Annotated in this window: 27 protein-coding genes; 16 read left to right on the top strand and 11 right to left on the bottom strand. The window is 68.4% G+C overall.

The window, feature by feature from the left end; all coding sequences use genetic code 11:
* Positions 1-27 precede the first annotated feature (27 nt).
* The 5 genes from ABIB29_RS00985 to ABIB29_RS00965 form a co-directional block, all read right to left on the bottom strand.
* Positions 28-423 (bottom strand): ankyrin repeat domain-containing protein, encoded by a 396-nt coding sequence (locus ABIB29_RS00985; protein WP_354169299.1) that lies wholly within the window; start codon positions 421-423, stop codon positions 28-30.
* Positions 420-1,502: a CAF17-like 4Fe-4S cluster assembly/insertion protein YgfZ gene (gene ygfZ, locus ABIB29_RS00980; protein ID WP_354169297.1), complete on the bottom strand. Its 1,083-nt coding sequence runs from the start codon at positions 1,500-1,502 to the stop codon at positions 420-422. Before ygfZ ends, ABIB29_RS00985 begins: the two co-directional genes overlap by 4 nt.
* 22 nt (positions 1,503-1,524) lie before the next feature.
* On the bottom strand, positions 1,525-2,259 hold the full coding sequence (locus tag ABIB29_RS00975) for a flavodoxin family protein (RefSeq protein ID WP_354169295.1): 735 nt from the start codon (positions 2,257-2,259) through the stop codon (positions 1,525-1,527).
* A gap of 90 nt (positions 2,260-2,349) precedes the next feature.
* Positions 2,350-2,964: a nitrobindin family protein gene (locus ABIB29_RS00970; protein WP_354169294.1), complete on the bottom strand. Its 615-nt coding sequence runs from the start codon at positions 2,962-2,964 to the stop codon at positions 2,350-2,352.
* Between the two features lie 175 nt (positions 2,965-3,139).
* The gene (locus tag ABIB29_RS00965; RefSeq protein WP_354169293.1) at positions 3,140-3,874 is read right to left on the bottom strand and encodes a permease; all 735 of its coding nucleotides are present in this window, start codon (positions 3,872-3,874) and stop codon (positions 3,140-3,142) included.
* 215 nt (positions 3,875-4,089) lie between these two features.
* On the opposite strand from ABIB29_RS00965, the gene ABIB29_RS00960 reads away from it, so the two are divergent.
* The 13 genes from ABIB29_RS00960 (at position 4,090) to asd (ending at position 16,655) form a co-directional block, all read left to right on the top strand.
* Entirely contained in the window at positions 4,090-4,788 is a 699-nt protein-coding gene (locus ABIB29_RS00960; protein ID WP_307465631.1) for a winged helix-turn-helix transcriptional regulator, read from the top strand.
* 285 nt (positions 4,789-5,073) lie between these two features.
* Positions 5,074-6,057 carry a mycothiol synthase gene (gene mshD, locus ABIB29_RS00955; RefSeq protein ID WP_354169291.1) on the top strand — a complete coding sequence of 328 codons (984 nt, stop codon included), beginning with the start codon at positions 5,074-5,076 and terminating at the stop codon, positions 6,055-6,057.
* Between the two features lie 114 nt (positions 6,058-6,171).
* Positions 6,172-8,436 carry an RNA degradosome polyphosphate kinase gene (locus tag ABIB29_RS00950; RefSeq protein WP_354169289.1) on the top strand — a complete coding sequence of 755 codons (2,265 nt, stop codon included), beginning with the start codon at positions 6,172-6,174 and terminating at the stop codon, positions 8,434-8,436.
* Positions 8,437-8,447: 11 nt separating this feature from the next.
* Positions 8,448-9,425 (top strand): NUDIX hydrolase, encoded by a 978-nt coding sequence (locus ABIB29_RS00945; protein WP_354169287.1) that lies wholly within the window; start codon positions 8,448-8,450, stop codon positions 9,423-9,425.
* A gap of 79 nt (positions 9,426-9,504) precedes the next feature.
* Positions 9,505-11,151: a hypothetical protein gene (locus ABIB29_RS00940; protein ID WP_354169285.1), complete on the top strand. Its 1,647-nt coding sequence runs from the start codon at positions 9,505-9,507 to the stop codon at positions 11,149-11,151.
* Entirely contained in the window at positions 11,148-11,564 is a 417-nt protein-coding gene (locus ABIB29_RS00935) for a GntR family transcriptional regulator (protein WP_354169284.1), read from the top strand. The genes ABIB29_RS00940 and ABIB29_RS00935 overlap by 4 nt, the downstream gene beginning before the upstream one ends.
* A 33-nt stretch (positions 11,565-11,597) precedes the next feature.
* Positions 11,598-12,401 carry a thymidylate synthase gene (locus tag ABIB29_RS00930; RefSeq protein ID WP_354169282.1) on the top strand — a complete coding sequence of 268 codons (804 nt, stop codon included), beginning with the start codon at positions 11,598-11,600 and terminating at the stop codon, positions 12,399-12,401.
* Positions 12,398-12,985 (top strand): dihydrofolate reductase, encoded by a 588-nt coding sequence (locus ABIB29_RS00925; RefSeq protein WP_354169280.1) that lies wholly within the window; start codon positions 12,398-12,400, stop codon positions 12,983-12,985. Before ABIB29_RS00930 ends, ABIB29_RS00925 begins: the two co-directional genes overlap by 4 nt.
* Positions 12,986-12,989: 4 nt before the next feature.
* On the top strand, positions 12,990-13,208 hold the full coding sequence (locus ABIB29_RS00920; RefSeq protein WP_354169278.1) for an NF038396 family protein: 219 nt from the start codon (positions 12,990-12,992) through the stop codon (positions 13,206-13,208).
* A 158-nt stretch (positions 13,209-13,366) separates the two neighbouring features.
* On the top strand, positions 13,367-14,365 hold the full coding sequence (locus ABIB29_RS00915) for a WXG100 family type VII secretion target (RefSeq protein WP_354169276.1): 999 nt from the start codon (positions 13,367-13,369) through the stop codon (positions 14,363-14,365).
* Between the two features lie 19 nt (positions 14,366-14,384).
* On the top strand, positions 14,385-15,038 hold the full coding sequence (locus ABIB29_RS00910; RefSeq protein ID WP_354169274.1) for a hypothetical protein: 654 nt from the start codon (positions 14,385-14,387) through the stop codon (positions 15,036-15,038).
* 5 nt (positions 15,039-15,043) lie between these two features.
* A complete protein-coding gene (locus tag ABIB29_RS00905) occupies positions 15,044-15,460 on the top strand; it encodes a hypothetical protein (RefSeq protein ID WP_354169273.1) in 417 nt (138 codons plus the stop codon).
* A 52-nt stretch (positions 15,461-15,512) separates the two neighbouring features.
* The gene (gene asd / locus ABIB29_RS00900; RefSeq protein ID WP_354169271.1) at positions 15,513-16,655 is read left to right on the top strand and encodes an aspartate-semialdehyde dehydrogenase; all 1,143 of its coding nucleotides are present in this window, start codon (positions 15,513-15,515) and stop codon (positions 16,653-16,655) included.
* An 18-nt stretch (positions 16,656-16,673) separates the two neighbouring features.
* Here asd and ABIB29_RS00895 read toward each other — a convergent pair whose 3' ends face one another.
* Entirely contained in the window at positions 16,674-17,780 is a 1,107-nt protein-coding gene (locus ABIB29_RS00895; protein ID WP_354169270.1) for a winged helix DNA-binding domain-containing protein, read from the bottom strand.
* A 69-nt stretch (positions 17,781-17,849) separates the two neighbouring features.
* Here ABIB29_RS00895 and ABIB29_RS00890 point away from each other — a divergent pair, with 69 nt between their 5' ends.
* Positions 17,850-18,335 carry a hypothetical protein gene (locus ABIB29_RS00890; protein WP_354169268.1) on the top strand — a complete coding sequence of 162 codons (486 nt, stop codon included), beginning with the start codon at positions 17,850-17,852 and terminating at the stop codon, positions 18,333-18,335.
* A gap of 7 nt (positions 18,336-18,342) precedes the next feature.
* Here the strand turns inward: ABIB29_RS00890 and ABIB29_RS00885 are convergent, their stop codons facing one another.
* From ABIB29_RS00885 to ABIB29_RS00870, 4 genes are read right to left on the bottom strand one after another with little or no spacing between them, the layout of a single operon-like run.
* Positions 18,343-19,410, bottom strand: coding sequence for a UDP-N-acetylmuramate dehydrogenase (locus ABIB29_RS00885; RefSeq protein ID WP_354169267.1), 1,068 nt, complete (start codon positions 19,408-19,410; stop codon positions 18,343-18,345).
* A 51-nt stretch (positions 19,411-19,461) separates the two neighbouring features.
* Positions 19,462-20,739 (bottom strand): MFS transporter, encoded by a 1,278-nt coding sequence (locus ABIB29_RS00880; RefSeq protein WP_354169266.1) that lies wholly within the window; start codon positions 20,737-20,739, stop codon positions 19,462-19,464.
* A gap of 15 nt (positions 20,740-20,754) precedes the next feature.
* Positions 20,755-21,192 carry a MaoC family dehydratase gene (locus ABIB29_RS00875; protein ID WP_354169264.1) on the bottom strand — a complete coding sequence of 146 codons (438 nt, stop codon included), beginning with the start codon at positions 21,190-21,192 and terminating at the stop codon, positions 20,755-20,757.
* Positions 21,193-21,194: 2 nt separating this feature from the next.
* Positions 21,195-21,680, bottom strand: a complete 486-nt coding sequence (locus ABIB29_RS00870; RefSeq protein WP_354169262.1) for an FAS1-like dehydratase domain-containing protein — start codon at positions 21,678-21,680, stop codon at positions 21,195-21,197.
* A gap of 147 nt (positions 21,681-21,827) precedes the next feature.
* Between ABIB29_RS00870 and ABIB29_RS00865 the strand changes: the two genes are divergently transcribed.
* Complete coding sequence (locus ABIB29_RS00865; RefSeq protein ID WP_354170248.1) at positions 21,828-22,205, top strand: ArsR/SmtB family transcription factor; 378 nt, start codon at positions 21,828-21,830, stop codon at positions 22,203-22,205.
* On the top strand, positions 22,202-23,863 hold the full coding sequence (locus ABIB29_RS00860; RefSeq protein WP_354169260.1) for a SulP family inorganic anion transporter: 1,662 nt from the start codon (positions 22,202-22,204) through the stop codon (positions 23,861-23,863). The genes ABIB29_RS00865 and ABIB29_RS00860 overlap by 4 nt, the downstream gene beginning before the upstream one ends.
* On the opposite strand, the gene ABIB29_RS00855 is transcribed toward ABIB29_RS00860, so the two are convergent.
* A complete protein-coding gene (locus ABIB29_RS00855; protein ID WP_354169258.1) occupies positions 23,853-24,077 on the bottom strand; it encodes a DUF3188 domain-containing protein in 225 nt (74 codons plus the stop codon). The genes ABIB29_RS00860 and ABIB29_RS00855 overlap by 11 nt on opposite strands.
* Between the last annotated feature and the right edge of the window lie 108 nt (positions 24,078-24,185).

Below are 24,185 nucleotides of genomic sequence, written 5' to 3'. Positions count from 1 at the left end.
TCCTCACCGGCCTCCCGTCGGGTGCACTCAACCCAGCAGTGCCAGGATGTCCTTGCGCTCGAACATCTGCGCGGCCGCGCGGGCGGAGGGCGTACCGGCGCCGGGGTCCGCTCCGGCGTCCACCAGCACCTGCGCCACCTCCGTGTAGCCCTTGAACACGGCTCCTGCGAGCGGCGTCTGGCCACGGTCGTTGGCGCTGTTGGCGTCTCCGCCGTGCTGGAGGATAAGCCGGACGGTGCCGGCGTGGCCGTGGTAGGCCGCGAGCATCAGGAGGGTGTCCCCCGCTTCGTTGGTGAGTGTCGCCGGCACGCCGGCCGCGAGGTAGCCGGCGAGCAGCCCGGAGTCCCCCTGGCGGGCAGCGTCGAAGAGCTTGTGGGCCAGGGCCAGCGTCTCGTCGTCCGGCCCGGTGTTCTCGCTGGTCATCGCGTTCCCCTCAGGAAGCCGGTCTGGCGGCCCACGACCTGGCCGGCGTCGGGAGCCACAATGACTTCCTGCGCCGCGGTGTAGGGCTCGTCGCCGTCGAGGACGGTCAGGACGTCCTCCGGCGCGACCGATCGCTTGACCACGGCCAGTGCCACCGGCCCCATTTCGTAGTGCTGCGCCACGGAGGTCACGGTGCCGACCTTGCGGTCACCGGAGCGGACCTCGCTGCCGACGGCGGGCATGGTGTGCTGTGAGCCGTCGAGCTGCAGGAACACCAGCCGGCGCGGCGGATGGCCCAGGTTGTGGACCCGGGCCACGGTTTCCTGGCCCTTGTAGCAGCCCTTGTTCAGGTGCACGGCGGTGCGCAGCAGGTCCAGTTCGTGCGGGATGGTCTTGTCGTCGGTTTCGGCACCCCAGCGCGGGCGCCAGGCTGCGATGCGCAGCGCCTCGGCGGCCCAGATCCCGGCGAGCGGGCGGTCGCCGACCGTGGCTTCCAGCTCGGCGGCCGGGACAAGGTATTCGAACCACGGCCGTTCCAGGCCGGGGTGGGAATCCTCCGCGACCACGGCGTAGGAGTAGCCGCCGGCGCCGACATGCGGCCAAGGGTCTTCCCAGACCAGCAGACCGGAGAATTCCGGCACCGGGCGGGTGGCTCCCAGGACAGCCCAGTCCGCCGAGGCGTCGGCGATCTCAACGCGGAGCATGAACTTCATCTTGTTGAGCCACTCGGCCAGCGGAGCGGCCTCGGCTGCCTCGACGACCAGCCACATGGTTGCGCCGTCGTCCACCACCCGTGCGTCGAATTCAATCCGGCCCTGCACGCTGAGCAGCAACAGTTCGCTGGACTGCCCGGGCGCCAGGTTGGTGAGCTGCTGGGAGGACAGCGTATTGAGCCAGCTCAGCCGGTCCGGCCCGGTGACGGTGACGACGCCGCGGTGGGACAGATCCACGACGGCGGTGCCGGCGGCCAGCGCCCGCTGTTCGCGCAGCGGTTCGCCATAGTGGGAGGCGACGCCGGCGTCAGCACCGCCGGCTTCGACGGCGCCAGGGCGCGCGAGCAGTGGGCTCTTGATAGTCATATGAAGTAGAAGTCCTTAAGGGCTAGCGGTATTCCGGATTCTCGAAGTCAAACCTTGTCCCCGCTTTCCAGGCCTCGGGCAGGTTTCCGTAGGCAGGGATGCCGCCGGCGTCCTTGAGCATCCGGGCCAGGTGCAGCAGGTTCCACGTCATGAAGGTGGTGTTGCGGTTGGTGAAGTCGCTTTCCGGGCCGCCGGAACCTTCGTCAAGGTAGCTCGGGCCCGGCCCGACGGCGCCAATCCAGCCGGCGTCGGCCTGCGGCGGGATGGTGAAGCCAACGTGCTGGAGGCTGTAGAGGACGTTCATGGCGCAATGCTTGATGCCGTCCTCGTTGCCGGTGATGAGGCAGCCGCCCACCTTGGGATAGAACGCCCACTGGCCCTTGTCGTTAAGCTCGCCCGAGTGCGCGTAGAGGCGTTCGATCAGCTTCTTGGTCTGCGAGGAGTTGTCGCCCAGCCAGATCGGTCCGGCCACGATGACGATGTCTGCTTCCCGGACGGCCGGATACAGCTCCGGCCATTCATCGGTCAGCCAGCCGTGCTCGCGCATGTCCGGGTAGACGCCGCTGGCGATATCGTGGTCCACCGTCCGGATGACCCGGGTGCTGACGCCGTGTTTGTCCATGATCCGGCGGCTGACCTCGATCAGGCCCTCCGTGTTGGAGGTCTCCGGGGACTTCTTGAGGGTGCCGTTGAAGTACACGGCTTTGAGGTCGCTGAAGTCGGCTGACCTCCCGGGCTGAGCAGCTGCGGTATTCACTGTGGTGCTCCCTGCGGTCGCTACGGACAAAGGAAAATCAGTGAGACCTTACAACGGGCCCCGGTCAGGCCGCGCGCGGCGTGACGCCGGTCAGGTGACCTTGTGGAGGATGGCGGACGCGTGGGCCTCCAGGCCGCTGCCCCCCGCAGGGGTCTTGCCCGTGGCCACGTCCCAGCGCCAGAGCAGGTTGCCGTCCACGAGTCCAAAGATCCGGGTGGCGGCCGTGTACTCCTTGGAGTGGCTGCCGCGCATCACCATGTCGGTACTGAGCTGGATCTGCGGGCCCTTGATCTGGCCGTAGTACAGCTCGGAGATCCCGCCGGGGTGGGAGATCGAGACGGAGATGTCGAAGCCGCCGTCCTTGTTGCGCAGGGCCTCGACTTCGTCGGCGCTTTTGAGCACGGGAACGATGTCCGCCGGGATCAGCCCGGGGCCGCCGTCTTCCTCGCGCTGTTTGCGCTCCAGGGCCCAAAAACCGGTTTCGACCGTCAACGGACGCAGCCTGGTGCCCTCGTCGTCGGTCAGCCAGCTCTCCGCACGGTACTGCAGGTACGGCAGGCCGTTGTGTGTGAAGGAGACGCGTTGCACGAAGTGCTCGGACTCCTCTTCCCCGGCCCCCAACCGGCCTCGGCCCTCCCACTCACCAATGAGCCAGGACAGCGGAACGATTTCGGGGGTCAGATCTGTAGGTATTTCAATCGGCACAGCAGCTACCTCTGGAAACGAAGACGGCTAGTAATTTCTGGCTGTTACTTCTGGCCTTTGAAGAGGCGGTACACCACGAAACCCGCGAACCAGGCCATGGCCAGGCTGGCAACGCCGAGGAGAACAAGGAAGAAGATTTCAAATGCAAGTACGGACATGATGCCATCCTAGCGCTTTAGAAGATGAGTAGTTTGTCTATGAAGTAAGCCAGCGAACCGACGGCGGACACCGGGCCCAGTCCGATTCCGAGGGCTGCCGCAAAGCTTAGCGATTCACCGCGGAGGATGACCAGCCGGCGGAAACTCACCAGCACGGCTCCCACCACCACCCCGACGATCGCCGCCGGGAGCACGGCGATGTCCGAGAAGACGAGGCCCGCGAGCGGTCCTGCCAGGCCGGCAGCGACGATGCCCAGTGGCGCCACGACCCGGTCCGGCCAGCGGATCAGGCCCGCCAGCAGGGCGACAGCAGCGCTGATCGCGGCGACCAGGACCATCTCGCGGACGCCATTGAAGCGGAAGCACGCGATCCAGCCGGCGCCCAGGCAGGACAACATCACGCCGGCGGACGAACCGAGCGTGGACTCCAGGCGCTGCGCCTGGCCGGTGCCGCGGATCAGCTGCATCACGAAGATGGCCATCACGCCGGCTGCCATGAACGACGGCGTCCAGTCCAGGAAACCCGGGGCGGGAAGGTAGGTGGCGGCAACTGCGGCGCCCACGCCCGGCAGGCCGATCAGGACGGCGAGGGTTTTTTTGGCCGGGATGCCCAGGAAATGCGGCCAGCCGATTCCGACGCCGGCGGCGATGAGCACCGCCACTGCCAGGAGTGCCTCCGGCGAGGTGTAGGACGCGCCAACAATCGCGGCGAGTCCGGCCAGGCCGATGACGCCGATGGACCAATCCCTCACTGCATACCCAACATGTGTATATCCGTCATTCGTCGACCTGGTCTTTCGTCATGGGGGCGGCAGGCCCCGACGGATCAATCCTGCCCTATATGACCGTTTTGTGTCGCAAAAGAACCCGACGCAGGTGACGGAAGCATGTCCGGCAAGGGGCCTTTGGGTATACTCAGACACAGCTACAGACGCCCAACGATGCGCGGACACCCCTTGGAGGAAACATGTCGCACATCCTGTTACTGACGAACAGCACCGGCTCATCGGTGGACGTCCTGCCTGCGCTGGAACTACTGAACCACCGGGTCCATATTCTCCCCGCCGAGCCGACGGCGCTGCTGGAGACCGACCCGTGCGACATCGTCCTGCTGGACGCCCGCAAAGACCTCGTCGGCGCCCGCTCCCTGACGCAGTTGCTCAAGGCCACCGGCCTGAGCGCCCCCCTCATGCTGATCCTGACCGAGGGCGGCATGGCCGCCGTGTCCTCGGCATGGGCGGTCGACGACATCCTGCTGGAGTCCGCCGGACCCGCCGAGGTCGAAGCCCGCATCCGCCTGGGCGTCGCCCGGGCCGTGCCGGACCAGGACGACGCCCCGACGGAGATCCGGGCTGCCGGCGTCGTCATCGATGAGGCCAGCTACACCGCCCGCGTCAACGGCGCACCGCTGAACCTGACCTTCAAGGAATTCGAACTGCTCAAGTACCTGGCGCAGCACCCCGGGCGGGTCTTCACCCGCCAGCAGCTGCTGACCGAAGTCTGGGGCTACGACTACTACGGCGGCACCCGCACGGTGGACGTCCACGTCCGGCGCCTGCGGGCCAAACTCGGCGCCGACCACGAGAACCTGATCAGCACGGTCCGCAACGTGGGTTACCGCCTGACCCTGGTCCGGCATCCGGAGGAAGAACTCACCGAGGCCTGACGTGCAGGGGCCCGGGCACCTTCCCTTTCGAGTGCAGCCCGATAGCTCCCGCACGGAGCAAGCAAAAAGCCCCGGACACCAGTCCGGGGCTTTTTCTACTTCAGTGGAGGACATACGGGTCGAACGTATCGAGGCCACCCCAGTGGTGGATCCCCCTCGTGTCACTGCCGGCGGCACCGAGAAACAGGTTATGGACCGAACAGCCGGACGAGTAACGACTATACGTAAGAGTTCCGGAAACAACAAAATCGGCTCCGCCCCGGCGGCACCGTATAGCCTTGCACCATGAGTCCTGTGCACCCCGAGAACTGGCCCGTCCTCTCCGCCACAGGAGCTGCGGACCCGCAGCTCCTGAAGGACGTCAAAGCCCTCGCGGCCGCCGCTGAGGAATCCGACGGCAATCCGCCGCTGTCCGAGCAGACACTCGTGACCCTGCGTGCCGCGGACGCAGGCGGGGCCGCAGGCACACCCACCGCACTGACCCTCGCCCTTTACTGCCCCGACGAGAAATCGGACCCGGCGACGGCAGAGGATCTGGCCGGGGTCGCCGTCGTGATCGAGGAACCGGACGGCACGGGGGTGCTGGAAATTGCCGTCCACCCCAGCTACCGCAACCAGGGCGTGGCGAACCGGCTGGTCGGCGAACTCCAGGCGACGCGCGGCTTCGCGGGCCTGAAGGCCTGGTCCCATGGCAACCATGAAGCCGCGGCCGACCTCGCCGCGCGCTACGGCTACGGCCCGGTCCGCGAGCTGTGGAAGATGCGGCTCGCCGGGTCGACGGCGGAGCTGCCCGACGTCCCGCTGCCCGCCGGAGTGAGCCTGCGCTCCTTCGTCCCGGGCCAGGATGAGGACGCCTGGCTCGCGGCGAACCGGGCCGCGTTCGCGCACCATGCCGAGCAGGGCGCCATGACCCGCGGCGACCTGGCCGCCAGGATGGACGAGCCGTGGTTCGATCCCGCCGGTTTCCTGCTGGCCGTCGATGCCTCGGACCGGATCCTCGGGTTCCACTGGACCAAGGTGCATCCCCGGCACGGTGACCACCCGGCGATCGGCGAGGTGTACGTCGTGGGCGTCGCTCCCGGGGCACAGGGCACCGGACTGGGGAAAGCGCTGACCGTGGCCGGCATCCGTCACCTGCAGCACCAGGGCCTGCACGCCGTCATGCTCTACGTCGATGCGGACAACATTCCGGCCGTTTCGCTGTACCGGCGGCTGGGCTTCACCCGCTGGGACGTCGACGTTATGTACGCCCCGCTGGAAGGGCGTTAATCCAGTCGGCGGACATCTTCTTTACGCCCGGGGAAATCCGGGCTCTGCGAAAGCTGATCGCCGGATGATTGCTTGTAAGGTTGAAGCTAAATCGAGCCAGCATTAGGAGAGACCATGCAACGGGATTCTGCCCGGACAGCCACGTCTGGGGCCGCCACGTCGGACAAAAAAGTCAGACCCGCGCGTGCCCAATTCGGTTCCTCCGAAGTGCCTGCCTCACGTGCCACCCAGGACCGGATCGACATCCCGGAATTCGCGCCCAACCTGGAGCCGGAGGGCGACTTCAGCCCGGACCGCTTCCTGGACCGCGAACTGAGCTGGCTCTCGTTCAACGCCCGGGTGCTGGAACTCGCCGAAGACCCGAACCTGCACCTGCTGGAACGCGTCAGCTTCCTGTCCATCTTCGCGTCCAACCTGGACGAATTCTTTATGGTCCGTGTCGCCGGGCTGAAGCGCCGCATCGCCACCGGCCTGGCCGTCCCCTCCCCCGCCGGGCTCAGCCCGATGCAGGTCCTTGAACAGATCGGCGACGAAGCCCACCGGCTGCAGCAGCGCCACGCCCGCGTCTACGCCGAGCAGATCCGCCCGGCGCTGGCCTATGAGCACATCCATCTCATGCACTGGGAGGAACTCGATTCCCAGGCCAAGGACCAGCTCAGCGCGATGTTCGCCGAGAAGGTCTTCCCGATTCTGACCCCGCTGGCCGTGGACCCGGCCCACCCCTTCCCGTATATCTCGGGGCTCTCGCTGAACCTCGCCGTCGTCGTCCGCAACCCGGTCAGCGACAAGGAACTCTTCGCCCGCCTCAAGGTCCCGGACCAGCTCCCCCGGCTGATCTCGATCGACGGCCCGCGCGCCGGCTCCGTGCCGGGCAGGGTGGCACGTTTCATCGCCCTCGAGGAAGTCATCGCCGTCCACCTGGACCAGCTCTTCGCCGGGATGGAAGTGCTGGAGCACCACACCTTCCGCGTCACCCGCAATGAGGACGTCGAGGTCGAAGAGGACGACGCCGAGAACCTCCTGCAGGCCCTCGAAAAGGAACTGCTGCGCCGCCGATTCGGCCCGCCGGTCCGGCTCGAAGTCACAACCGACATCAACCCGAACATCCGTGCGCTGCTGATCCGCGAGCTGGGCGTCGAGGAATCCGAGGTCTACTCTGTCCCGGCGCCGCTGGATCTCCGCGGGCTCTCGGTCATCGCCGGAATCGACCGGGCCGACCTGCATTACCCCAAGCATGTCCCGCACACCTCCCGGCATCTCAACGAGTCGGAAACGTCCAAGGCGGCGAACGTCTTTGCGGCCATGCGGCGGCGGGACATCCTGCTGCACCACCCCTATGACTCGTTCTCCACCTCGGTGCAGGCGTTCCTGGAACAGGCGGCCTCGGACCCGAAGGTCCAGGCCATCAAACAGACGCTGTACCGCACCTCGGGCGACTCGCCGATCGTCGACGCCCTGATCGACGCCGCCGAGGCCGGCAAGCAGGTCCTGGCCCTGGTCGAAATCAAAGCCCGCTTCGACGAGCAGGCCAACATCTCGTGGGCCCGGAAGCTGGAGCAGGCCGGCGTGCACGTGGTCTACGGCATCGTGGGCCTCAAGACCCACTGCAAACTCTCCCTTGTGGTGCGCCAGGAGGTGGATGGCCTCCGCCGCTACTGCCACATCGGCACCGGCAACTACCATCCGCGCACCGCCCGCTACTACGAGGACCTGGGCCTTCTGACGGCCAACGAGCAGGTGGGCGAGGACCTCTCCAGGCTCTTCAACCAGCTCTCCGGCTACGCCCCGAAGTCAACCTTCAAGCGGCTGCTCGTGGCTCCCCGGTCGGTGCGTTCAGGACTCATCGACCGGATCGAAACGGAAATCCGGAACGCCCGGGCAGGCCTCACCGCCCGGGTCCAGATCAAGGTCAACTCGATGGTGGACGAAGCCATCATCGATTCCCTGTACCGGGCTTCCCAGGCCGGCGTCCCCGTGGACATCATCGTCCGCGGCATCTGCTCCCTGCGTCCCGGGGTGCCCGGCCTCAGCGAGAACATCACGGTCCGCTCCGTGCTGGGCCGGTTCCTGGAGCACTCCCGCGTCTTCGCCTTCGCCAATGCCGGGGACCCGGTGGTCTACATCGGTTCGGCGGACATGATGCACCGCAACCTGGACCGGCGGGTGGAAGCCCTCGTCCAGCTCACCAGCGGGGACGACACGACGTATGTCATGGACCTGCTGCGCCGCTACATGGATCCCGGCACCGCCAGCTGGCACCTGAACAACGAGGCGGAATGGACCCGCCACCACCTCACCGAAGACGGTCAGGATCTCGAAGACATCCAGTCCTGGCTGCTCAATTCCCGCTCGCGCCAGCGCTCGTCCGGGCTGCGGTAGGGGCTCTGGCTTTGAGTAGCGATTCACTGGTCGCCGACCAGACAGACCATCCCGGCGATGCAATTGCGGTGGTGGCTGCGGGCGCCCTGCCTTGGCGCGTCGCCCCTGGCGACAAGGACCAAGTCGAGGTCCTGCTGATCCACCGCCCGCGGTATGACGACTGGTCCTGGCCCAAGGGCAAGATCGACGCCGGCGAGACGGTGCCCGAGTGCGCCGCCCGCGAGGTCGAAGAGGAAATCGGCCTGAAGGCGACCCTGGGCATTCCGCTGCCCGCCATCCACTACCACGTCCCGGCCGGGCTGAAGGTGGTCCACTACTGGGCCATCGACGTCGACGGGGCCGCCCTCCGCCCGGACGGCAAGGAAGTGGACAGCGTCATGTGGTGCTCGCCGGAGAAGGCGGCGCGCCTGCTGAGCAACCCCAGCGACGTGGCCCCGTTGGAGCACCTGGCGGCCGCCCACGCCCGCGGCGAACTAAAGACCTGGCCGCTGGTGATCGTGCGCCATGCCAAGGCCAAGCCGCGCTCCTCATGGTCCAAAGCCGAAGGGGACCGGCCCCTCGCGGTCACCGGGCTGCGGCAGGCGCAGGCAGTCGGGCGGCTATTGCAGGCCTGGAAGCCCAGGCGCATCGTCTCCAGCCCGTGGCTGCGTTGCGTTGCCACCATCGCCCCCTACGCCAAGGCGTCCGACGCGAAGGTGAAGCTGAACGAAGCCCTCACCGAGCACCGGCACGGCCGCCATCCGCACAAGACCGCCGCCGCCGTCGAGGGCCTCTTCGACAAGCAGCGGGCCGTGGTCCTCTGCACACACCGCCCCGCCCTGCCCACCGTCTTCGCCCAGCTGGGAAAGCACATGGGGTCCCGGTTGCGGGCCCTGCTGCCGGACTCCGACCCGTTCCTTGCTCCCGGCGAGATTGTCGTGTGCCACGTGGCGCACCACAGCAAAGACAAGGTTGTCGCGGTCGAGCGGTTCAGGCCGTTCGACGACTGAGGTCCTTGACCCTCCCCCCTGCCGGCCATAGTTTGTATCAAACACCTGATACATTGCCGCTGAATCTTTGGGGGATTTCATGCCGCTCCAGTCCGAGCTGCCGCCGCTGCTGTTGCTTGGCCCGCTCCTCGCCGCCGTCGTCGTGTACGGAGTGCTGCGCTGGGTAGTCTGGGCACCGCGCACTGGGACCTCCCCGGCGTCGGTGTCGGAGCACGCGCTGTGGGTGGGCGTCATCGGCTGGCTGGCAAGCTCCCTCCAGGGGGCGATGAACCTGGGCATCATTCCGGCCAATCCGTCCTCCGGCGGTGGCCTGACCAGCGCCGGGATGATCCTGCCGGCACTGCTGTGGCCGGTTCTGGGCTGCCTGACCGTGCACGCCATCGGCCAGGTCAGTTACCCGGGTCCCCGGCGGATGCGGCGGCAGGCCGTGCTGTCAGTCCGGCATATCCGGGACTTCCTGCCCCGCCGGCTGGGCCTGACCACGGCCGCCATCTTTGTCAGCGCCGCCGCGGCCATCGCCCGGACGGCCACCCTCCCCGGGTTCGCGGCCGTGGCACCCACCCAGGTCAGCGACGGCCAATCCACCTATTACAACGGCGGCGGTGACGGCCGGATCCCCGGGCCCGAAGTGGCCGGCTGGCTCGGCGCCGCCCTGCTGGTGCTGGCCGGCGGAACGTGTCTGGTGCTGTGGCTGATTGCCAGCCGCCGCCAGCTGGAGTCCCTCGACGCGGCCGATAACGCCGTGCTGCGGACCATCGCGATGAACCGGCTGCTGCGCACGGTGTCCACGGTGGCTGCCGGGCTGGCAGCCATCGCCGGGAACTTCGCGGCCCGGCCCGATCCGGCCCAGGGGATGAGATCGTGGGCGAACCCGGAAGGCCTGGCGTGCGCCGCGGTCCTGCTCGTGATGTGGTGGTGGCGGCCCCCGCGGCTCGCGGCCGCCGGGCTGGGTGTCCGGAACCGCCCGGAACCAGGGATCGCCACCGACGGGCAGCACCCGGCGGCCCGGCTCGTCGCCTCCCTCGGGGCGCTGCTGGGGCTGGCGGCCGCTGTGCCGCTGCTGTCCGGAGTCTTCCTCTCCCAGGCCCTCGTGGCCGCCGCCAGCTACGGTTTTGCCGGTTTCGTGGCGCTGATGGCCGCCTCCGTGCTGCTCGTTATGACCGCCGGCGAGCTCCTGCTGCAGCACAACTACGGACGCCCGGATGCGCCGCGCGGCTGGCCCCGGCCACCGGTGAGCCCCGCCCTGCTGACCACGGCTGTCCTGGGGCTGTTGTCCTTCCTGATCGTCCTGGCTGTCACGGCGCTGGGTCAGGCCCGTCTCGCCGGGGGCCCGGGCTGGGTTCCGGCCGGGCTGCTCACGGCCGGAGTATCTGCCCTCGCCCTGCCGGCGCTCGTCCTGGCCAGGCGCCGCCAGGGTGTTGCCGGCGCCCCGGCCGGCCTGGACGCGGCCCTTCGCGCCATCACCGTCCACCGGGTGGTGCGGACCCTGGCCGCCACCCTCACCGCCCAGGCCGCTGTCCTGCTGCTGACCGGAAGCAACGCCTGGGCGGCGGTGCTGGGCCGGGCGGCCTTCGGGGAGACCGACCCCGCGGCGACAACCTGGTGGCCGGCGATCACGGCCGGCGCAGTGCTGGGCGTCGCGGCCACCGTGATCGCCGTCATCCCGGTGCGCGGTCCGGCCCGGCCCGCCCCGGCTCCCCTGCCGAGGACGGAAGTGTCCGCGTGACGGCAGGGATCTCCGTGGACCTCGGCTCGGCCACCCCGCCGTACGAACAGATCCGGGCGCAGATCTCCTCGCTGATCGCCCTCGGAGCCCTGGCGCCGGGCACCCGGCTGCCGACGGTCCGGAGCCTCGCGGCGGACCTGGGGATCGCGGCCGGGACCGTCGCCCGCGCCTACCGGGAGCTCGAGCAGGCGGGGCTGATCGACACCCGGCGGCGCAACGGCACCGTGGTCGCCGGAACGCCGGCCGACGAAACAGAATCCCGGGCCCCGGCCACCACTCCCGCGCCGGGGGCCGTCGCCGCCCGGGTGACTGCCGCCGTCGAGCATTACATTGCCGAGGGCCGGCGCGCCGACTTCGACGACGCCGCGCTGCTGGCAATCCTGCGGGCGAAGCTCAGCCAGCAAGACGGATAAGGTGCGGCAGCGAGTTCTCAGTAGACTGGGACCGTGAGCATTCCAACGCCCTATGAAGACCTGCTGCGCGATGTGCTGGAGCACGGCACACACAAATCGGACCGTACCGGGACGGGCACCCTGAGTGTGTTCGGCCGCCAGATGCGTTTCGATCTGAGCAAGAGTTTCCCCCTGATCACCACCAAACGCGTGCACTTCAAGTCCGTCGCCGTGGAGCTGCTCTGGTTCCTCCGCGGGGACACGAACGTGTCGTGGATGCAGGACCAGGGTGTCACCATCTGGAACGAATGGGCCGACGCCGACGGCGAACTTGGCCCGGTCTACGGCGTCCAGTGGCGCTCCTGGCCCACCCCGGACGGGGGCCACATCGACCAGATCGCCGAGCTCATCGAGAACCTCAAGAGCAACCCGGATTCCCGCCGGCACATCGTCTCCGCCTGGAACGTCGCCGAGCTCAAGGACATGGCCCTCCCGCCGTGCCACGCGTTCTTCCAGTTCTACGTGGCCGACGGCAAGCTCTCCTGCCAGCTCTACCAGCGCTCCGCGGACACGTTCCTGGGCGTGCCGTTCAACATCGCCTCCTACGCCCTGCTGACCTGCATGATCGCCCAGCAGACCGGCCTGGAACCCGGCGAATTCGTCTGGACCGGCGGCGACGTCCACATCTATGACAACCACATGGACCAGGTGCTCAAGCAGCTCGCCCGCGAACCCTACGAGTACCCGCAGCTGAAGATCACCCGCAAACCTGCCTCCATCTTCGACTACACCCTCGATGACTTCGAGGTGGTCGGATACCAGCACCACCCGACGATTAAGGCCCCGATAGCCGTATGAGCAACGACGAAATCCAGGGCACGCAGCCCGCCGGCTTCACCGACACACTGGCGGCCCTTACCGGGCTCGGCGTCGTGTGGGCCCAGACCAGCACCGGTGTCATCGGCAAGGACGGCGGGATGCCGTGGCGCCTGCCCGAGGACATGCGGCACTTCACCCGGCTCACCACAGGCCACCCGGTGATCATGGGCCGCAAGACCTGGGAATCCTTCCCCGACCAGTACCGCCCCCTGCCCGGGCGGACGAACATCGTCATCACCCGGCAGGAAGAGTGGGGCGGGACGCCCGCGGCGGAAGGCGCCATCGCGGTCAAGTCCCTGGACGACGCGCTCTTGGAGTCCCAGTTCGCGCCGGGCAACGAGATGGTCTGGATCATCGGCGGAGGCAACATCTACGCGCAGTCCATGGACCTCGCCGACGTCGCTGTGATCACCACCATCGACGCCACGACGGAGGGCGACACCTTCGCCCCGGACCTGGGCTACGACTGGACCATGGGCGCAAGCCTGCCGGCCGACGGCTGGGAAACCGCCGGGAACGGCACCCGCTACCGCATCAACGTGTGGCGCCGGACGGAGCACTGAACCAATGTTGAAGAAACCCGAAACCCTCTTTGTCCTTGGCTACATGCTGCTGCCGCTGCTGGCGCTGCTGTCCGCGATTGTGGGACTGACCATGATCCTGGGCGGCAACAAGATCGTCGGAGCAATCGTGCTGGTGGTGGTCACCCAGGCCTTCGCCTTCGGAGCGTTCTACGCCCTCCGGAAGCGCAAGCACGCGCTGCTTACCGAACACAGCGGCGAGTAACGGCGCGTTGGGCTCCGGCCCTGGGCGATGGGGAGATCACCCCATCGCCTGGTGCCGCCGTTCCGGCTACATTGGTGCCGGTTAGATACTCACACCGGAATACACCAGGTCCCGGTCGCAGCCGGTTAGGCTGATGCAGGTAAAAGGGGGATGCCGCTATGGCAGGAAACTTGTGGGGCGCCGACGTCGCCCAGCTGCGCACACTTGCGCAACAGTTCGGCAAGACGTCCGAGACGCTGCTGCAGCAGTCCACGACGCTGACGTCGGCCATCAACGGCAATACGGCCTGGAAGGGAGCCGACGGCGCCCGCTTCACCTCCGAGTGGAACGGCAGCCACCGCGCCCTGATCCAGAAGACCGCGCTGGCGCTCAAAGCAGAGTCCAAACGGCTGATGACCCACGCCGAGCAGCAGGAAAAGGCCAGCAACAACGGATCCGGTTCAGGCGCTCCCGGGGCCCCGGGTACGCCTGGCACGCCTGGCGCCCCGGGAGGCCAGGGCGGACGCGGCACCCGCAACGACCCCTGGGGACCGGACTGGCTGACCGGCCCGGACTCGCCGTTCCGTGGCGGCTGGGACATCTACAACCTGGTCAAGGCGCTGCCCAATCTCCGTTCCGGGCTGTTCGATATCGGCGCGATGCTGCACAAGTCCAGAATTGGCGACTTCCTGGACGCCAGCGCCTGGCGCACCTTTCAGAACTCCAACGAATTCAGCAAATTCTTCAACGTCTCGAACCAGTTGTTTGAGGGGCGCTGGCACGAAGCCCTCAACCTCACGGAAGGCACCAAGGCATTCCAGGCCTTCGACGGCCTCGGCAAGGGCCTGGGCGTGCTCGGCGTGGGGCTGGACAGCCTGGACGCCGTCAACGCGGCCAAAGACGGCGAGTACAGCTCAGCAGCCTATTCCGGGACGAAGGCCTTGATTGGCGCCGGCTCCTTCCTGCCGCCGCCCGCGGGGACCGTCTGCATGGTCGCCAGCGCCGGACTGGCCATTTACGACAACGTCCCGGTCGTCCACGACTCGGTGAACTACGTGGGCGGCCAAATCGCCGACGGCGCCGGCGCCGTGGCCGATTCCGTGAGTGACGGTGCCAGCGCCGTGGCCGATTCCGTGAGTGACGGCGCCGACGCCGTCGGCGATTTCTTTGGCTTTTAACAACGAGGAGATTCACATCGTGACTGAGACAAGCACCGCCCCCGCGCCCGTGCAGGCGGTCTACCCGGACGCCATCGGCTTTGGCTTCGCCGAACTGATCGCGTTGCTGAACCTGCAGCACGGGCCTGCGGCAACCGCCAGCGCCGAAGCCCTCCGCATCGCCAACGAGCTCGAGGATCCGATGATCCTTTCCGCCGGCGCCTCCTCACTGGTGGCCCGGGGAGCGGCCACAGTGGAGCCGGACGGAACCCTGTCGGTCAGCGGCCCGGTCGCGGCGGTGACCCGTGCCCTGACATCGGCCGAGCGCCGCATGCAGATCACCTTGTTGACGCCCGAATCGGCAGACAGCGTACTCACCGTAGAATCGCAGGGTTTCCGGATCCTGCTGCAGCCCCGCGCCTTCCTGAGCTGGTTCGCCATGGCGCAGGACCCGGACATTTCCGCCGCTGAGGCCAACTTCTTCATCATGCGCAAGCATCTGGAAGACCACCCCGACGGCGGGGCCACCCTCAAACGCCTCGAAGATCCGGACGGCGGGCAGTTGCTGCTCAAGCGCGCTGGCGGCTCCTGGAGCGTCGGCTACAGCGGCCGGGGCACCGGAGCGATCGAGGAGATCGCCGGACTCACTGACGCCCAGGTACTCGAACGCATCCGCTCAATCCGGAAAGACTGAACACGATGGACAATGACGCGGCCCGCCGCTCCGAGGACGAGCAGACCAGGGCCATGCACGAACAGGCCGTGGCTGCCGGCGAAAAGCGCCTGCTGACCCGGACAATGGACGGCGGCAGGCTGCACAGCTACGCCGCGGATGAGATCGGCTTTGCCCGGGCCGGTTCGGGACCCATCGTTACCACCGCACCGGGAATGCTGGTCCTCGGCGTCGTTTTCGCCGGGGTAACGGCATTCTCCATCTTCCTGATTGCCGCTCCCGCTGCTAACGGCCAGGACCCGCTGTGGGGGGCACTCGTACTGACCATCGGCGGGATCGCCGGCCTGGTCTACGCCGTGCGGCTGGCGCTGTCCGAATTCCGGGCGCGAAAGATCCGCCGGGAGCGGGGCATCCCCGATCCCAGTCCGCGCCAGTTGAACTAAGCGGTGACGTAACCGACTGCGCCGCGGAGCCGGCAAAGTCTAAACTGGGCCCATGACTACAGCAGCTACTCCGTCCGTTGGACTTGTCGGTTGGCGCGGCATGGTCGGCTCCGTCTTGATGCAGCGCATGCAGGACGAGGGCGACTTCGCCAACATCAACCCGGTATTTTTCTCCACCTCGAACGCGGGAGGCGCCGCCCCCTCCGTCGCCGGTTCTGCCGGGGGCGATGCCGGCAAGCTTGAGGACGCGTTCGACGTCGAGACGCTCGCCAAGCTGCCGATTATCGTGACCACCCAGGGCGGGGACTACACCAAACGGGTCCACGGCGAGCTGCGCAGCCGCGGCTGGGACGGTCTCTGGATCGACGCCGCGTCGACCCTCCGGATGAACGACGATTCGATCATCGTGCTGGACCCGATCAACCGGGACGTCATCGACGCCGGGCTCTCCGGCGGTGTCAAGGACTACATTGGCGGCAACTGCACCGTCTCCTGCATGCTGATGGGACTGGGCGGGCTGTTCAAGAACGGCCTCGTCGAATGGGGCACCTCCATGACGTACCAGGCCGCCTCCGGCGGCGGTGCCCGGCACATGCGCGAACTGCTGAGCCAGTTCGGCACGCTCAACGCCCAGGTCAGCTCGGAACTGGACGACCCGGCGTCGGCCATCCTGGAGATTGACCGCAAGGTCCTGGCCCACCAGCGCACCGACATCGACGCCACCCAGTTCGGCGTGCCGCTGGCCGGATCGCTGATCCCCTGGATCGACGCGGACCTCGGCAACGGCCAGTCCAAGGAAGAGTGGAAGGCCGGGGTCGAGACCAACAAGATCCTTGGCACCTCCGGCGACGGGCACATCATCATGGACGGGCTGTGCGTCCGGATCGGCGCCATGCGCTCCCACTCCCAGGCGCTTACGCTCAAGCTGCGCGAAGACCTCTCCGTCGCCGAGATCGAGAAGCTCCTGGACACCGACAACGAGTGGGCCAAGGTGGTGCCCAACACCAAAGACGATTCCATGGCGAACCTCACGCCCGTGGCAGCCTCCGGCACCCTGGACATCCCGGTGGGTCGCATCCGCAAGCTGGAGATGGGCCCGCAGTACATCAGCGCCTTCACCGTGGGCGACCAGCTCCTGTGGGGTGCGGCCGAACCGCTGCGCCGGATGCTCAACATCGCCACCGGCAAGCTCTAGGGGCCTCACCACCGCCGGTCAGGTGCCGAGGAATCTCCGGTACTTCGCGGCCTGCAGCTCAAAGGATCTTTGGGCGGCAGGCCGCAGCCCGTTAACGTCATCAAAGGGTTCGGGCACGACCACCGGAGCCTTTCCGCTGCGGGACACGTCCCAGGTGCCGACGATCTGGCCGCCGGCAACAATCGTTTTCCGGAAGACTCCATTGCCGCCCGGCACAATCTTGTCCGCATGCTCCGGCGGCAACACGAGCGACCGGTCCGTGTAGCCGAGCAGGAACTCGTCGAAGCCGGGCAGTGCCAGCACCAGGCGCCCTGCGGGGACGCCTACGTCCAGCAGCGCGGCCGCCTCCGGGGAGAGCCAGTAGCTGGTCCCCTCAAACGTCAGCTCCACCAGCTGGTCCTTGACCCGGGCCAGGGCGGCGCGGACCTCGGTCAGGGGAATCCCGGACCACCAGGAAAAGTCACGCTCCGTGGCGGGACCGTGGCTGCGCAGATACCGCAGCAGCCACTCGGCGGTGCCTTCCGCACGGTCCAGGGTCCGCGACTCCGTGATCCAGTCGCCGAAGGCCACCACCAGCTGCTGGTTGCCGGCCAGCGGGCCCTGCACCAGCCAGCCCCGCTGGCACAGGCTCCCCAGCAGGTGAATGCCGCGCTGGCCGGCCGTGGACTGGCCCGCCCGTTCGAAGGCCTGGAACAGCTCCGCCCGGCTGGCGGCTGCACCGCCGGAGACCAGCTGCAGCGCGGTTTCCGCCGCCGCGTCGACGTCCCCGGGAGTGATCTCGAGTTCCCGGTGCCGCCCCGCCAGGCCCCGGATCAGCCGATCGGAGGTGATGGCCAGCATCCATTTGAGGTCTTCCGGCGCCAGCAGGTGCAGGGTGCCGCGCATCGGCCAGGAGCGGACTATTTCGCCCCGGTCCAGGGCGCTGCGGACATCGCCGATGCGGGACCCCGGCACGCGCTGGCCCACCGCCCACAGGGCAGACTGCAGATCCTGCGCCTGCATGGCCGTCATCCAGCGCACAGCCTCGGGGACGCTGCGGAATCCCGCCCCGGCCAGCCCCTGTGAGGCCAGCCGCAGACGTCCCAGGATCCCCCGGGTCAGCCGGGCACGCGCCGTTGCTGCCATGCACCCATGCTAAGACTCCTGGCCGGTGGTTCCCAGCCGCCGTTCAGCCGGACTCCCTACCCTTGATGGATGACCTTGCGTGAGATGTGGCCGCTGCTGCGGCCCCTGAGCCGGAGGCTGGCCCTGCTGGGCTGGGTGTCCAGCGCCGCCGGCATGAGCGCCGGGCTCGCCGTTGCCATTGCAAGCGGGACGCGGCTTTCGCCCATGATGAGCACCCTGCAACTCGTGGCTGTGGCGTCCATGGCCGTGGCGGTCACCAGTTTCGTCACGGCCGCCTCGGTGCAGCCGCGTCATGCCGTGCGGGAAACCGGTGAATCACCTGGCCCACCGGAGAGGCTGGAAGTCGAGGGATTCCCGGACACCGTGCAAAGTTTCATGCTCTGCTCGCTGGCCCTGCTGGCCGGGGCAGTCGTTTTCGCCCTCGCCGGCCTGGTGCTCCGCAGCGGCCCCAGCACGCAGTCCGTGGCGTTTTGCCAGGTGTTCTTCCTCGGCTCCGCCGCGTCCGGTTTTACCTTCATGCTCTTCAGCAGCGTCGGGCAGCGCCGCAGGACCTGAGCGCCTCCTAGAGCTCCACGCCGATGAGCAGCGGTTCCGGGTGCAGTTCAATCCCAAAGCGTTCGACGACGCCGCGGCGCACCTCACGCGCGATCGCCAGCAGGTCCGCGGCGCTGGCGTTTCCCCTGTTGGTGATGGCCAGGGTGTGTTTGGTCGACAGGGAGGCCCGCCCGCCGGAGACGCTGCCCGCCTCGAGCCCGAATCCTTTGCCGTAGCCTGCCTGGTCGATCAGCCAGGCCGCCGAGAGTTTGGTCTGCCCGTCCGCGCCGCCCGGGTAGCGCGGCGCGTCGTCGGGCAGCCCGGCGGCCACTGCTGCCGGCACAATCGGGTTCGTGAAGAAGGAACCGGTGGAGTAGGTGTCCCGGTCCGCGGCGTCCCACACCATGCCCTTGGACGCCCGGAGCCGGAGCACCTCACGCCGGACGTCGTTGGAATAGGCCCGCCGGCCGGCCTCGACGCCCAGCGCCCGGGCCAGCTCGGCGTAGCGGATGGGGGCGCTCATCCGGCCCAGCGGCAGCTGGAACTCGACCGTGAGCACGACGTAGCGCGGGGAGCCGCTGACGGTGGTCTGCTTGAGGATCGAATCGCGGTAGCCAAACTTCAGCTCCGAATTGGTGAAGGTCTGCACGGCGTTGCGCTGCCGGTCCCAGGTCCGCACGGTGGCGATGGTCTGGGAAACGTCCGAGCCGTACGCTCCGACGTTTTGGACCGGCGTGGCGCCCGTGGCGCCCGGAATGCCGGAGAGCGCCTCGATGCCGGACCAGGCGTGCCGCACGGCGTGCTCCACCAGGGCGTCCCAGTTGTGGCCGGCCTGGACCACCACCGCGACGCCGCCGCAGGAGTCCTCCGCGTTGACGGTGAACCCCTCCGAAGCGATCTTCAGCACGGTGCCGGGGAACCCGCCGTCGGACACCAGCAGGTTCGAGCCGCCGCCAATGATCAGCAGGGGCTCACCGGCGGCGTCCGCTGAGCGGACGGCCTCGATGATCTCTGCCTCGGTGCGGGCCTCGATGAAGCTGCCGGCGGGGCCGCCGACGGCGGCCGTGGTCAGGTCGGAAAGCAGTGTCTGGGTCACCCGACCAGCCTAGCCGGGTAACGCCGGACTCCCCTAAGCAGGGCCCGCGCGCTACCCGGGCTTCCGGGCCACCGGGGAGAGCAGGAAGCTGACCACGAGCATCACCATCACGGCCAGCAGCGAGTGCAGGATGCCGACGTGCTCGGCCAGCAGGCCCAGCAGGGGCGGTCCGCAGAGGAACGCGCCGTAGCCGATCGTGGAGACCACGGACACCCGGGCGGCGGCCTTGAGCGGATCGTCGGCGGCGGCGGACATGCCCACCGGGAAGCCCAGCGAGGCACCGAGCCCCCAGACCGCGAGGGCCACATACGCAACCCACGGCACCGGGGCGAAGACGAACAGGCCCAGGCCCAGCACGGCAAGGGCCGCACACCAGCGCATCACCGGGACCCGGCCGAAGCGGTCCAGCACCACGGTGCCGGCAAACCGGCCCACGGTCATGAACGTGACAAACAATCCGTAGCCGGCGGCGCCCGCGGCGCCGGACTGGCCGTGGCCATCGGCGAGCGCCAGGGCCACCCAGTCCCCCGCCGCACCCTCGGCGAGGGCCAGCCCCAGTACCAGCACCCCCAGCAGGAGCGTCCGGCGGTCCCGCCAGGCCAGGGCAATCTGGCGTTTGTTGTCCAGCGGGGCCTCGGCCCGGTCTGTCTCCTGCCGGATGATCGGGATGGGCCCGGTGGAGGGATCCTCGAAGGTATCGGGCCTGGCCGGCCTGAAGCTCTGCCTGCCCTCGACCGGAGTGATGTCCGCCCGGAACCAGGAGGCCGCGGTGGCGACGGAGCCCGCGACCAGCAGCCCCGCCACGGCGAAGTGCCAGACGACGGGAACGCCCGCGCCAGCGGCCCAGGCACCCGCCGCGGCGCCGGCGACAGTGCCCAGGCTGAACGCCCCGTGCAACCGCGGCATAATGTGCCGGCGGACGGCGCGTTCCACCGCGGCCCCCTCGACGTTGGAGGCGGTGTTCCAGCTCGCCGTGCCCAGGCCGATCACGGCCAGCCCCGCGGCGACGGCGGGCGGGCTGACCAGGACCGAGGTTCCCAGTCCGGTGAGGACCAGCCCGGCGCCCACCATGATGCTGCCGATCCGGATGGTCTGCTTGGATCCGAAACGCAGCACGATCAGACCGGACGCGGAGACCGAGATGAAGGAACCGAGGGTCATGCACAGCAGCAGCAGCCCGACATTCCCCGGCGTGAGGTCCAGCCCGTCCCGGATGGCCGGCAGCCGGGACACCCAGGTGGCGAAGGCGACGCCGCTGAACGCGTAGGCGGCCACGACGGCGTTCCGCCAGTGCGTGACCTCCGCGGACTGGCCCGTGGCCACGCTCACGGCATCGCCATGGGGCTAGGCCAGCCTGACGACGGCCTGGGCCTTCATCAGCACCTTCTGGCCCGCGCAGGTGACGGTGAGGTCCACGCGGGCGGTGCCCTTGTCGGCGTCGATCGCTCCGATGGCGCCGCTGACCTCGACCGCGGCGCCGGCCTCGGCCGTTCCCGTGGTGTCGGACACCGGGACCGGTTTCGTGAAGCGCGTCTGGAAATCGACGACGGCGGCAGGGTCGCCGGCCCAGTCGGTGACGAGCTGCACGGCGGAGCCCATGGTGAACATGCCGTGCGCGATCACGCCGGGCAGTCCCACGCTGGTTGCGAAGGCTTCGTTCCAGTGGATGGGGTTGAAGTCGCCGGAGGCGCCGGCGTACTTGACCAGGTCCGTGCGGGTGACGTCGATGCTGCGGCTGCCGATGTCCTGGCCGACGGCGAGTTCCGAAAGTGTGGGTGTCATGGCTACTGTCCCTCTCCGCGGACCAGGAGGGACGAGGTGGTGGTGGCGACGGCCTCGCGCGCCGCGTCGCCGGCAGTACCGGCCGCTGCGCCGGCGGCCAGGGCGAAGATTTCCGAGCGCGTGGTGATCATGGCTCCCCCGCCCATGGCCCGGACGCCGTCGACGTGCAGCTCCGCGACCAGCCGGTCCCCGGCAACGATGGGCCGGTGGTGGATGAAGCGCTGGTCGGCGTGGACCACACGGGAGAAGTCGATGCCGGACTCGGGGTCCTCGATCAACTGGGCGTCAGCCCGCTGCGCCACGATGATGGCGAAGGTCGGTGGTGCCACGAGGTCGCTGTGCCCCAGCGCCGTGGCCGCCTCCACGTCGAAGTGGGCGGGGTGGGTGGCCTTGACCGCGCGGGCGAACTCGCGGATTTTCTCGCGGCCGACGTCGTACACCTCTTTGGCAGGGTAGCTGCGCCCCTGCAGATCCGGATTGATAGTCATGGGTTCCAGCCTAGCGGCAGGCCTCCGGCGGCCCGCGCCGATGACACGGGACCCGACAGGCTGGCAATCATGCGGTATGATGAAAACATCATCTCATCAATTCATGGCCGGCTTCCCGGCTCCGCGGACCAGAAAGCCCAGGCAGCGATGATTTCCCCAGCGCAAACCCCCCTGTACGAGATCAAGGCGAACCTGTTCAAGGCCCTCGCCCATCCGGCGCGGATCCGCGTGCTCGAACTGCTGTCCGCCGCGCCGGACCAGTCGGCGCCCGTCAGCTTCCTGCTGGCAGAGACGGGCCTCGAGGCCTCCCATCTGTCCCAGCACCTCGCCACCCTGCGCCGGCATGGCGTGGTCACGTCGTCCCGGTCCGCAAACGCCGTGACCTACCGGCTGGCCCATCCAAAGATCGCCGAATTGCTGGCCATCGCCCGGACCTTCCTCCTCGACACCCTGGCCGATTCCAACGAACAGCTCAAACTCGCCCAGGGACTCCCCAGCGAGCACCTGCAGGGTTCCGCTTCATGAGTGCCGTGCTCGGCCAGCTCCGCCGGTTCCTGCCCTCCCGCCGTGACTACGAGGGGCTGGGCTCAACCTGGAAAACGGATCTGCTGGCGGGCATCACGGTAGGCATCGTGGCCCTGCCGCTGGCGCTGGCCTTCGGCGTGAGCTCCGGCGTCGGCGCCGAAGCCGGGCTCATCACCGCCGTTGTGGCCGGCCTGGTCGCCGCGGTCATGGGCGGCTCGCATGTCCAGGTTTCCGGCCCCACGGGCGCGATGGTCGTGGTGCTGGCTCCGGTCGTCGCCATCCACGGGGTCGGCAGCATCGCGCTGGTTTCCCTGATGGCCGGGCTGCTGGTGGTGATCCTGGGCATCAGCGGACTGGGCCGGGCCGTGGCCTTCATCCCCTGGCCGGTGGTGGAAGGCTTCACGCTCGGCATCGCCGCGATCATTTTCCTCCAGCAGGTGCCCCTGGCCACCGGCACCGAGGGAGTGCCGGGCCACAACACCCTGCTGGGCGCCTTCGAGAGCGCCTCCCGGGCCACCCTGCCCACTGTTCTCCAGACACTCGGCGTCGTCGCGGGGGTGGCCGCCGTTATGTTCCTGCTCCCGAAGCTGAACAAGGCCCTGCCCGCGAGCCTGATCGCGGTGCTGCTGGCCACCGTGGCCGCCGAGCTGATGCAGCTGGACATCCCCCGGATCGGCGCGCTGCCGCATTCCCTGTCCGCACCGTCGATCCCGTCCCTGGATCCGGCGCTGCTGGGCGCGTTGCTGATGCCGGCGGTGTCCATCGCGATGCTGGCCGCCATCGAATCCCTGCTCTCCGCGCGGGTGGCCGCCGGCATGGTTGGGCCGGACGGGAGGCCCTCCGGGGCCTACAGTCCGGACCGGGAGCTCATGGGGCAGGGACTCGCCTCGGTGGCCGCGGGGTTCTTCGGCGGCATGCCCGCCACGGGCGCGATCGCCCGGACCGCGGTCAACGTCCGCTCGGGCGCGAAGACCCGGCTTTCCGCGATTGTGCACGCCCTGGTCCTGCTGGCCATCATCTATCTGGCGGCCGGCCTGGTCGGGAGGATCCCGCTGGCCGTCCTGGCCGGGATCCTGATGGTCACGGCCACGCGCATGGTGTCCAAACACACGGTCACCGCCATCATGCGCTCCACCCGCGCCGACGCCTTCGTGTTCGTCCTGACGGCCCTGATCACTGTGGCCTTCGACCTGATTGTGGCCATTGAGATCGGCCTGGTCGCCGCGGCCATCTTCACGCTGCGGAAGTTCGCCTCGCTCAGCGGGGTGAAGCGCGAGGAGATTCCGGGACCGCGCGAGGACGGGGACGAGCACATCGCGATCTTCCGGCTGGACGGGGCCATGTTCTTTGGCGCCGCGGAGCGGGTCCTGCAGGAAATCAGCCAGGTCAAGGACATCCAAGTGGCCATCATCCGGCTCTCCCAGGTGCGGATGCTGGACGCTACCGGGGCGCACACGCTGGTGGAGGTCATTTCGGCGCTGGAGCTGCGCGGCGTGACGGTCCTGCTGAAGGGCGTCCAGCCGCAGCACCTGGAGCTCGTGACCAACGTCGGGGTGATCCGCTCGCTGCGGCACCACAAGCACCTGTTCTCGTCCCTGCCCGAGGCCGTGGCGCACGCCCGCAGCCACGTGCTGCGTAACGCCGCCGCTAACGCTTGAGGTTCTTGCGGATCGTCTGGCCGCGGACCACGATCCCGGCGATGTGCAGGACCAGGCCGAGCCCGATCACGGCCAGGGAGGCGACGGCCAGGTCCTGGTTGCCGGAGCTGTTACCGACCAGGTTCAGGACGATGCCGATGCCGAGCAGGGCCATGGCACTGAAAACGAGCACCTTGTAGGTGGTTGGCGCGGAGTCCCAGAATTCTTTCAGCACCGTGACAGTCTACTGGGGACCGCCCGGCGTCGCCGCGAGCCGCAAAATTCCTGGCGACACTCCAAATGCCTGGCGACGCAGGAATACGGGCGCGTCCGGTATTTTACG

This window comes from Arthrobacter sp. UYEF36 (genome assembly GCF_040547025.1).
Taxonomy (GTDB): Bacteria; Actinomycetota; Actinomycetes; order Actinomycetales; family Micrococcaceae; genus Arthrobacter.
Note: the sequence above shows the minus strand (reverse complement) of the source record. Positions and strands in the feature narration are given on the sequence as shown.

What these genes read in the sequence shown, in the direction of transcription:
- ABIB29_RS00985 (WP_354169299.1), bottom strand. Translation starts at nt 423, where the DNA reads ATGACCAGCGAGAACACCGGGCCGGACGACGAGACGCTGGCCCTGGCC.
- ygfZ (WP_354169297.1), bottom strand. Translation starts at nt 1,502, where the DNA reads ATGACTATCAAGAGCCCACTGCTCGCGCGCCCTGGCGCCGTCGAAGCC.
- ABIB29_RS00960 (WP_307465631.1), top strand. Translation starts at nt 4,090, where the DNA reads ATGTCGCACATCCTGTTACTGACGAACAGCACCGGCTCATCGGTGGAC.
- mshD (WP_354169291.1), top strand. Translation starts at nt 5,074, where the DNA reads ATGAGTCCTGTGCACCCCGAGAACTGGCCCGTCCTCTCCGCCACAGGA.
- ABIB29_RS00950 (WP_354169289.1), top strand. Translation starts at nt 6,172, where the DNA reads ATGCAACGGGATTCTGCCCGGACAGCCACGTCTGGGGCCGCCACGTCG.
- ABIB29_RS00940 (WP_354169285.1), top strand. Translation starts at nt 9,505, where the DNA reads ATGCCGCTCCAGTCCGAGCTGCCGCCGCTGCTGTTGCTTGGCCCGCTC.
- ABIB29_RS00925 (WP_354169280.1), top strand. Translation starts at nt 12,398, where the DNA reads ATGAGCAACGACGAAATCCAGGGCACGCAGCCCGCCGGCTTCACCGAC.
- ABIB29_RS00920 (WP_354169278.1), top strand. Translation starts at nt 12,990, where the DNA reads ATGTTGAAGAAACCCGAAACCCTCTTTGTCCTTGGCTACATGCTGCTG.
- ABIB29_RS00915 (WP_354169276.1), top strand. Translation starts at nt 13,367, where the DNA reads ATGGCAGGAAACTTGTGGGGCGCCGACGTCGCCCAGCTGCGCACACTT.
- ABIB29_RS00905 (WP_354169273.1), top strand. Translation starts at nt 15,044, where the DNA reads ATGGACAATGACGCGGCCCGCCGCTCCGAGGACGAGCAGACCAGGGCC.
- asd (WP_354169271.1), top strand. Translation starts at nt 15,513, where the DNA reads ATGACTACAGCAGCTACTCCGTCCGTTGGACTTGTCGGTTGGCGCGGC.
- ABIB29_RS00895 (WP_354169270.1), bottom strand. Translation starts at nt 17,780, where the DNA reads ATGGCAGCAACGGCGCGTGCCCGGCTGACCCGGGGGATCCTGGGACGT.
- ABIB29_RS00890 (WP_354169268.1), top strand. Translation starts at nt 17,850, where the DNA reads ATGACCTTGCGTGAGATGTGGCCGCTGCTGCGGCCCCTGAGCCGGAGG.
- ABIB29_RS00875 (WP_354169264.1), bottom strand. Translation starts at nt 21,192, where the DNA reads ATGACACCCACACTTTCGGAACTCGCCGTCGGCCAGGACATCGGCAGC.
- ABIB29_RS00870 (WP_354169262.1), bottom strand. Translation starts at nt 21,680, where the DNA reads ATGACTATCAATCCGGATCTGCAGGGGCGCAGCTACCCTGCCAAAGAG.
- ABIB29_RS00865 (WP_354170248.1), top strand. Translation starts at nt 21,828, where the DNA reads ATGATTTCCCCAGCGCAAACCCCCCTGTACGAGATCAAGGCGAACCTG.
- ABIB29_RS00860 (WP_354169260.1), top strand. Translation starts at nt 22,202, where the DNA reads ATGAGTGCCGTGCTCGGCCAGCTCCGCCGGTTCCTGCCCTCCCGCCGT.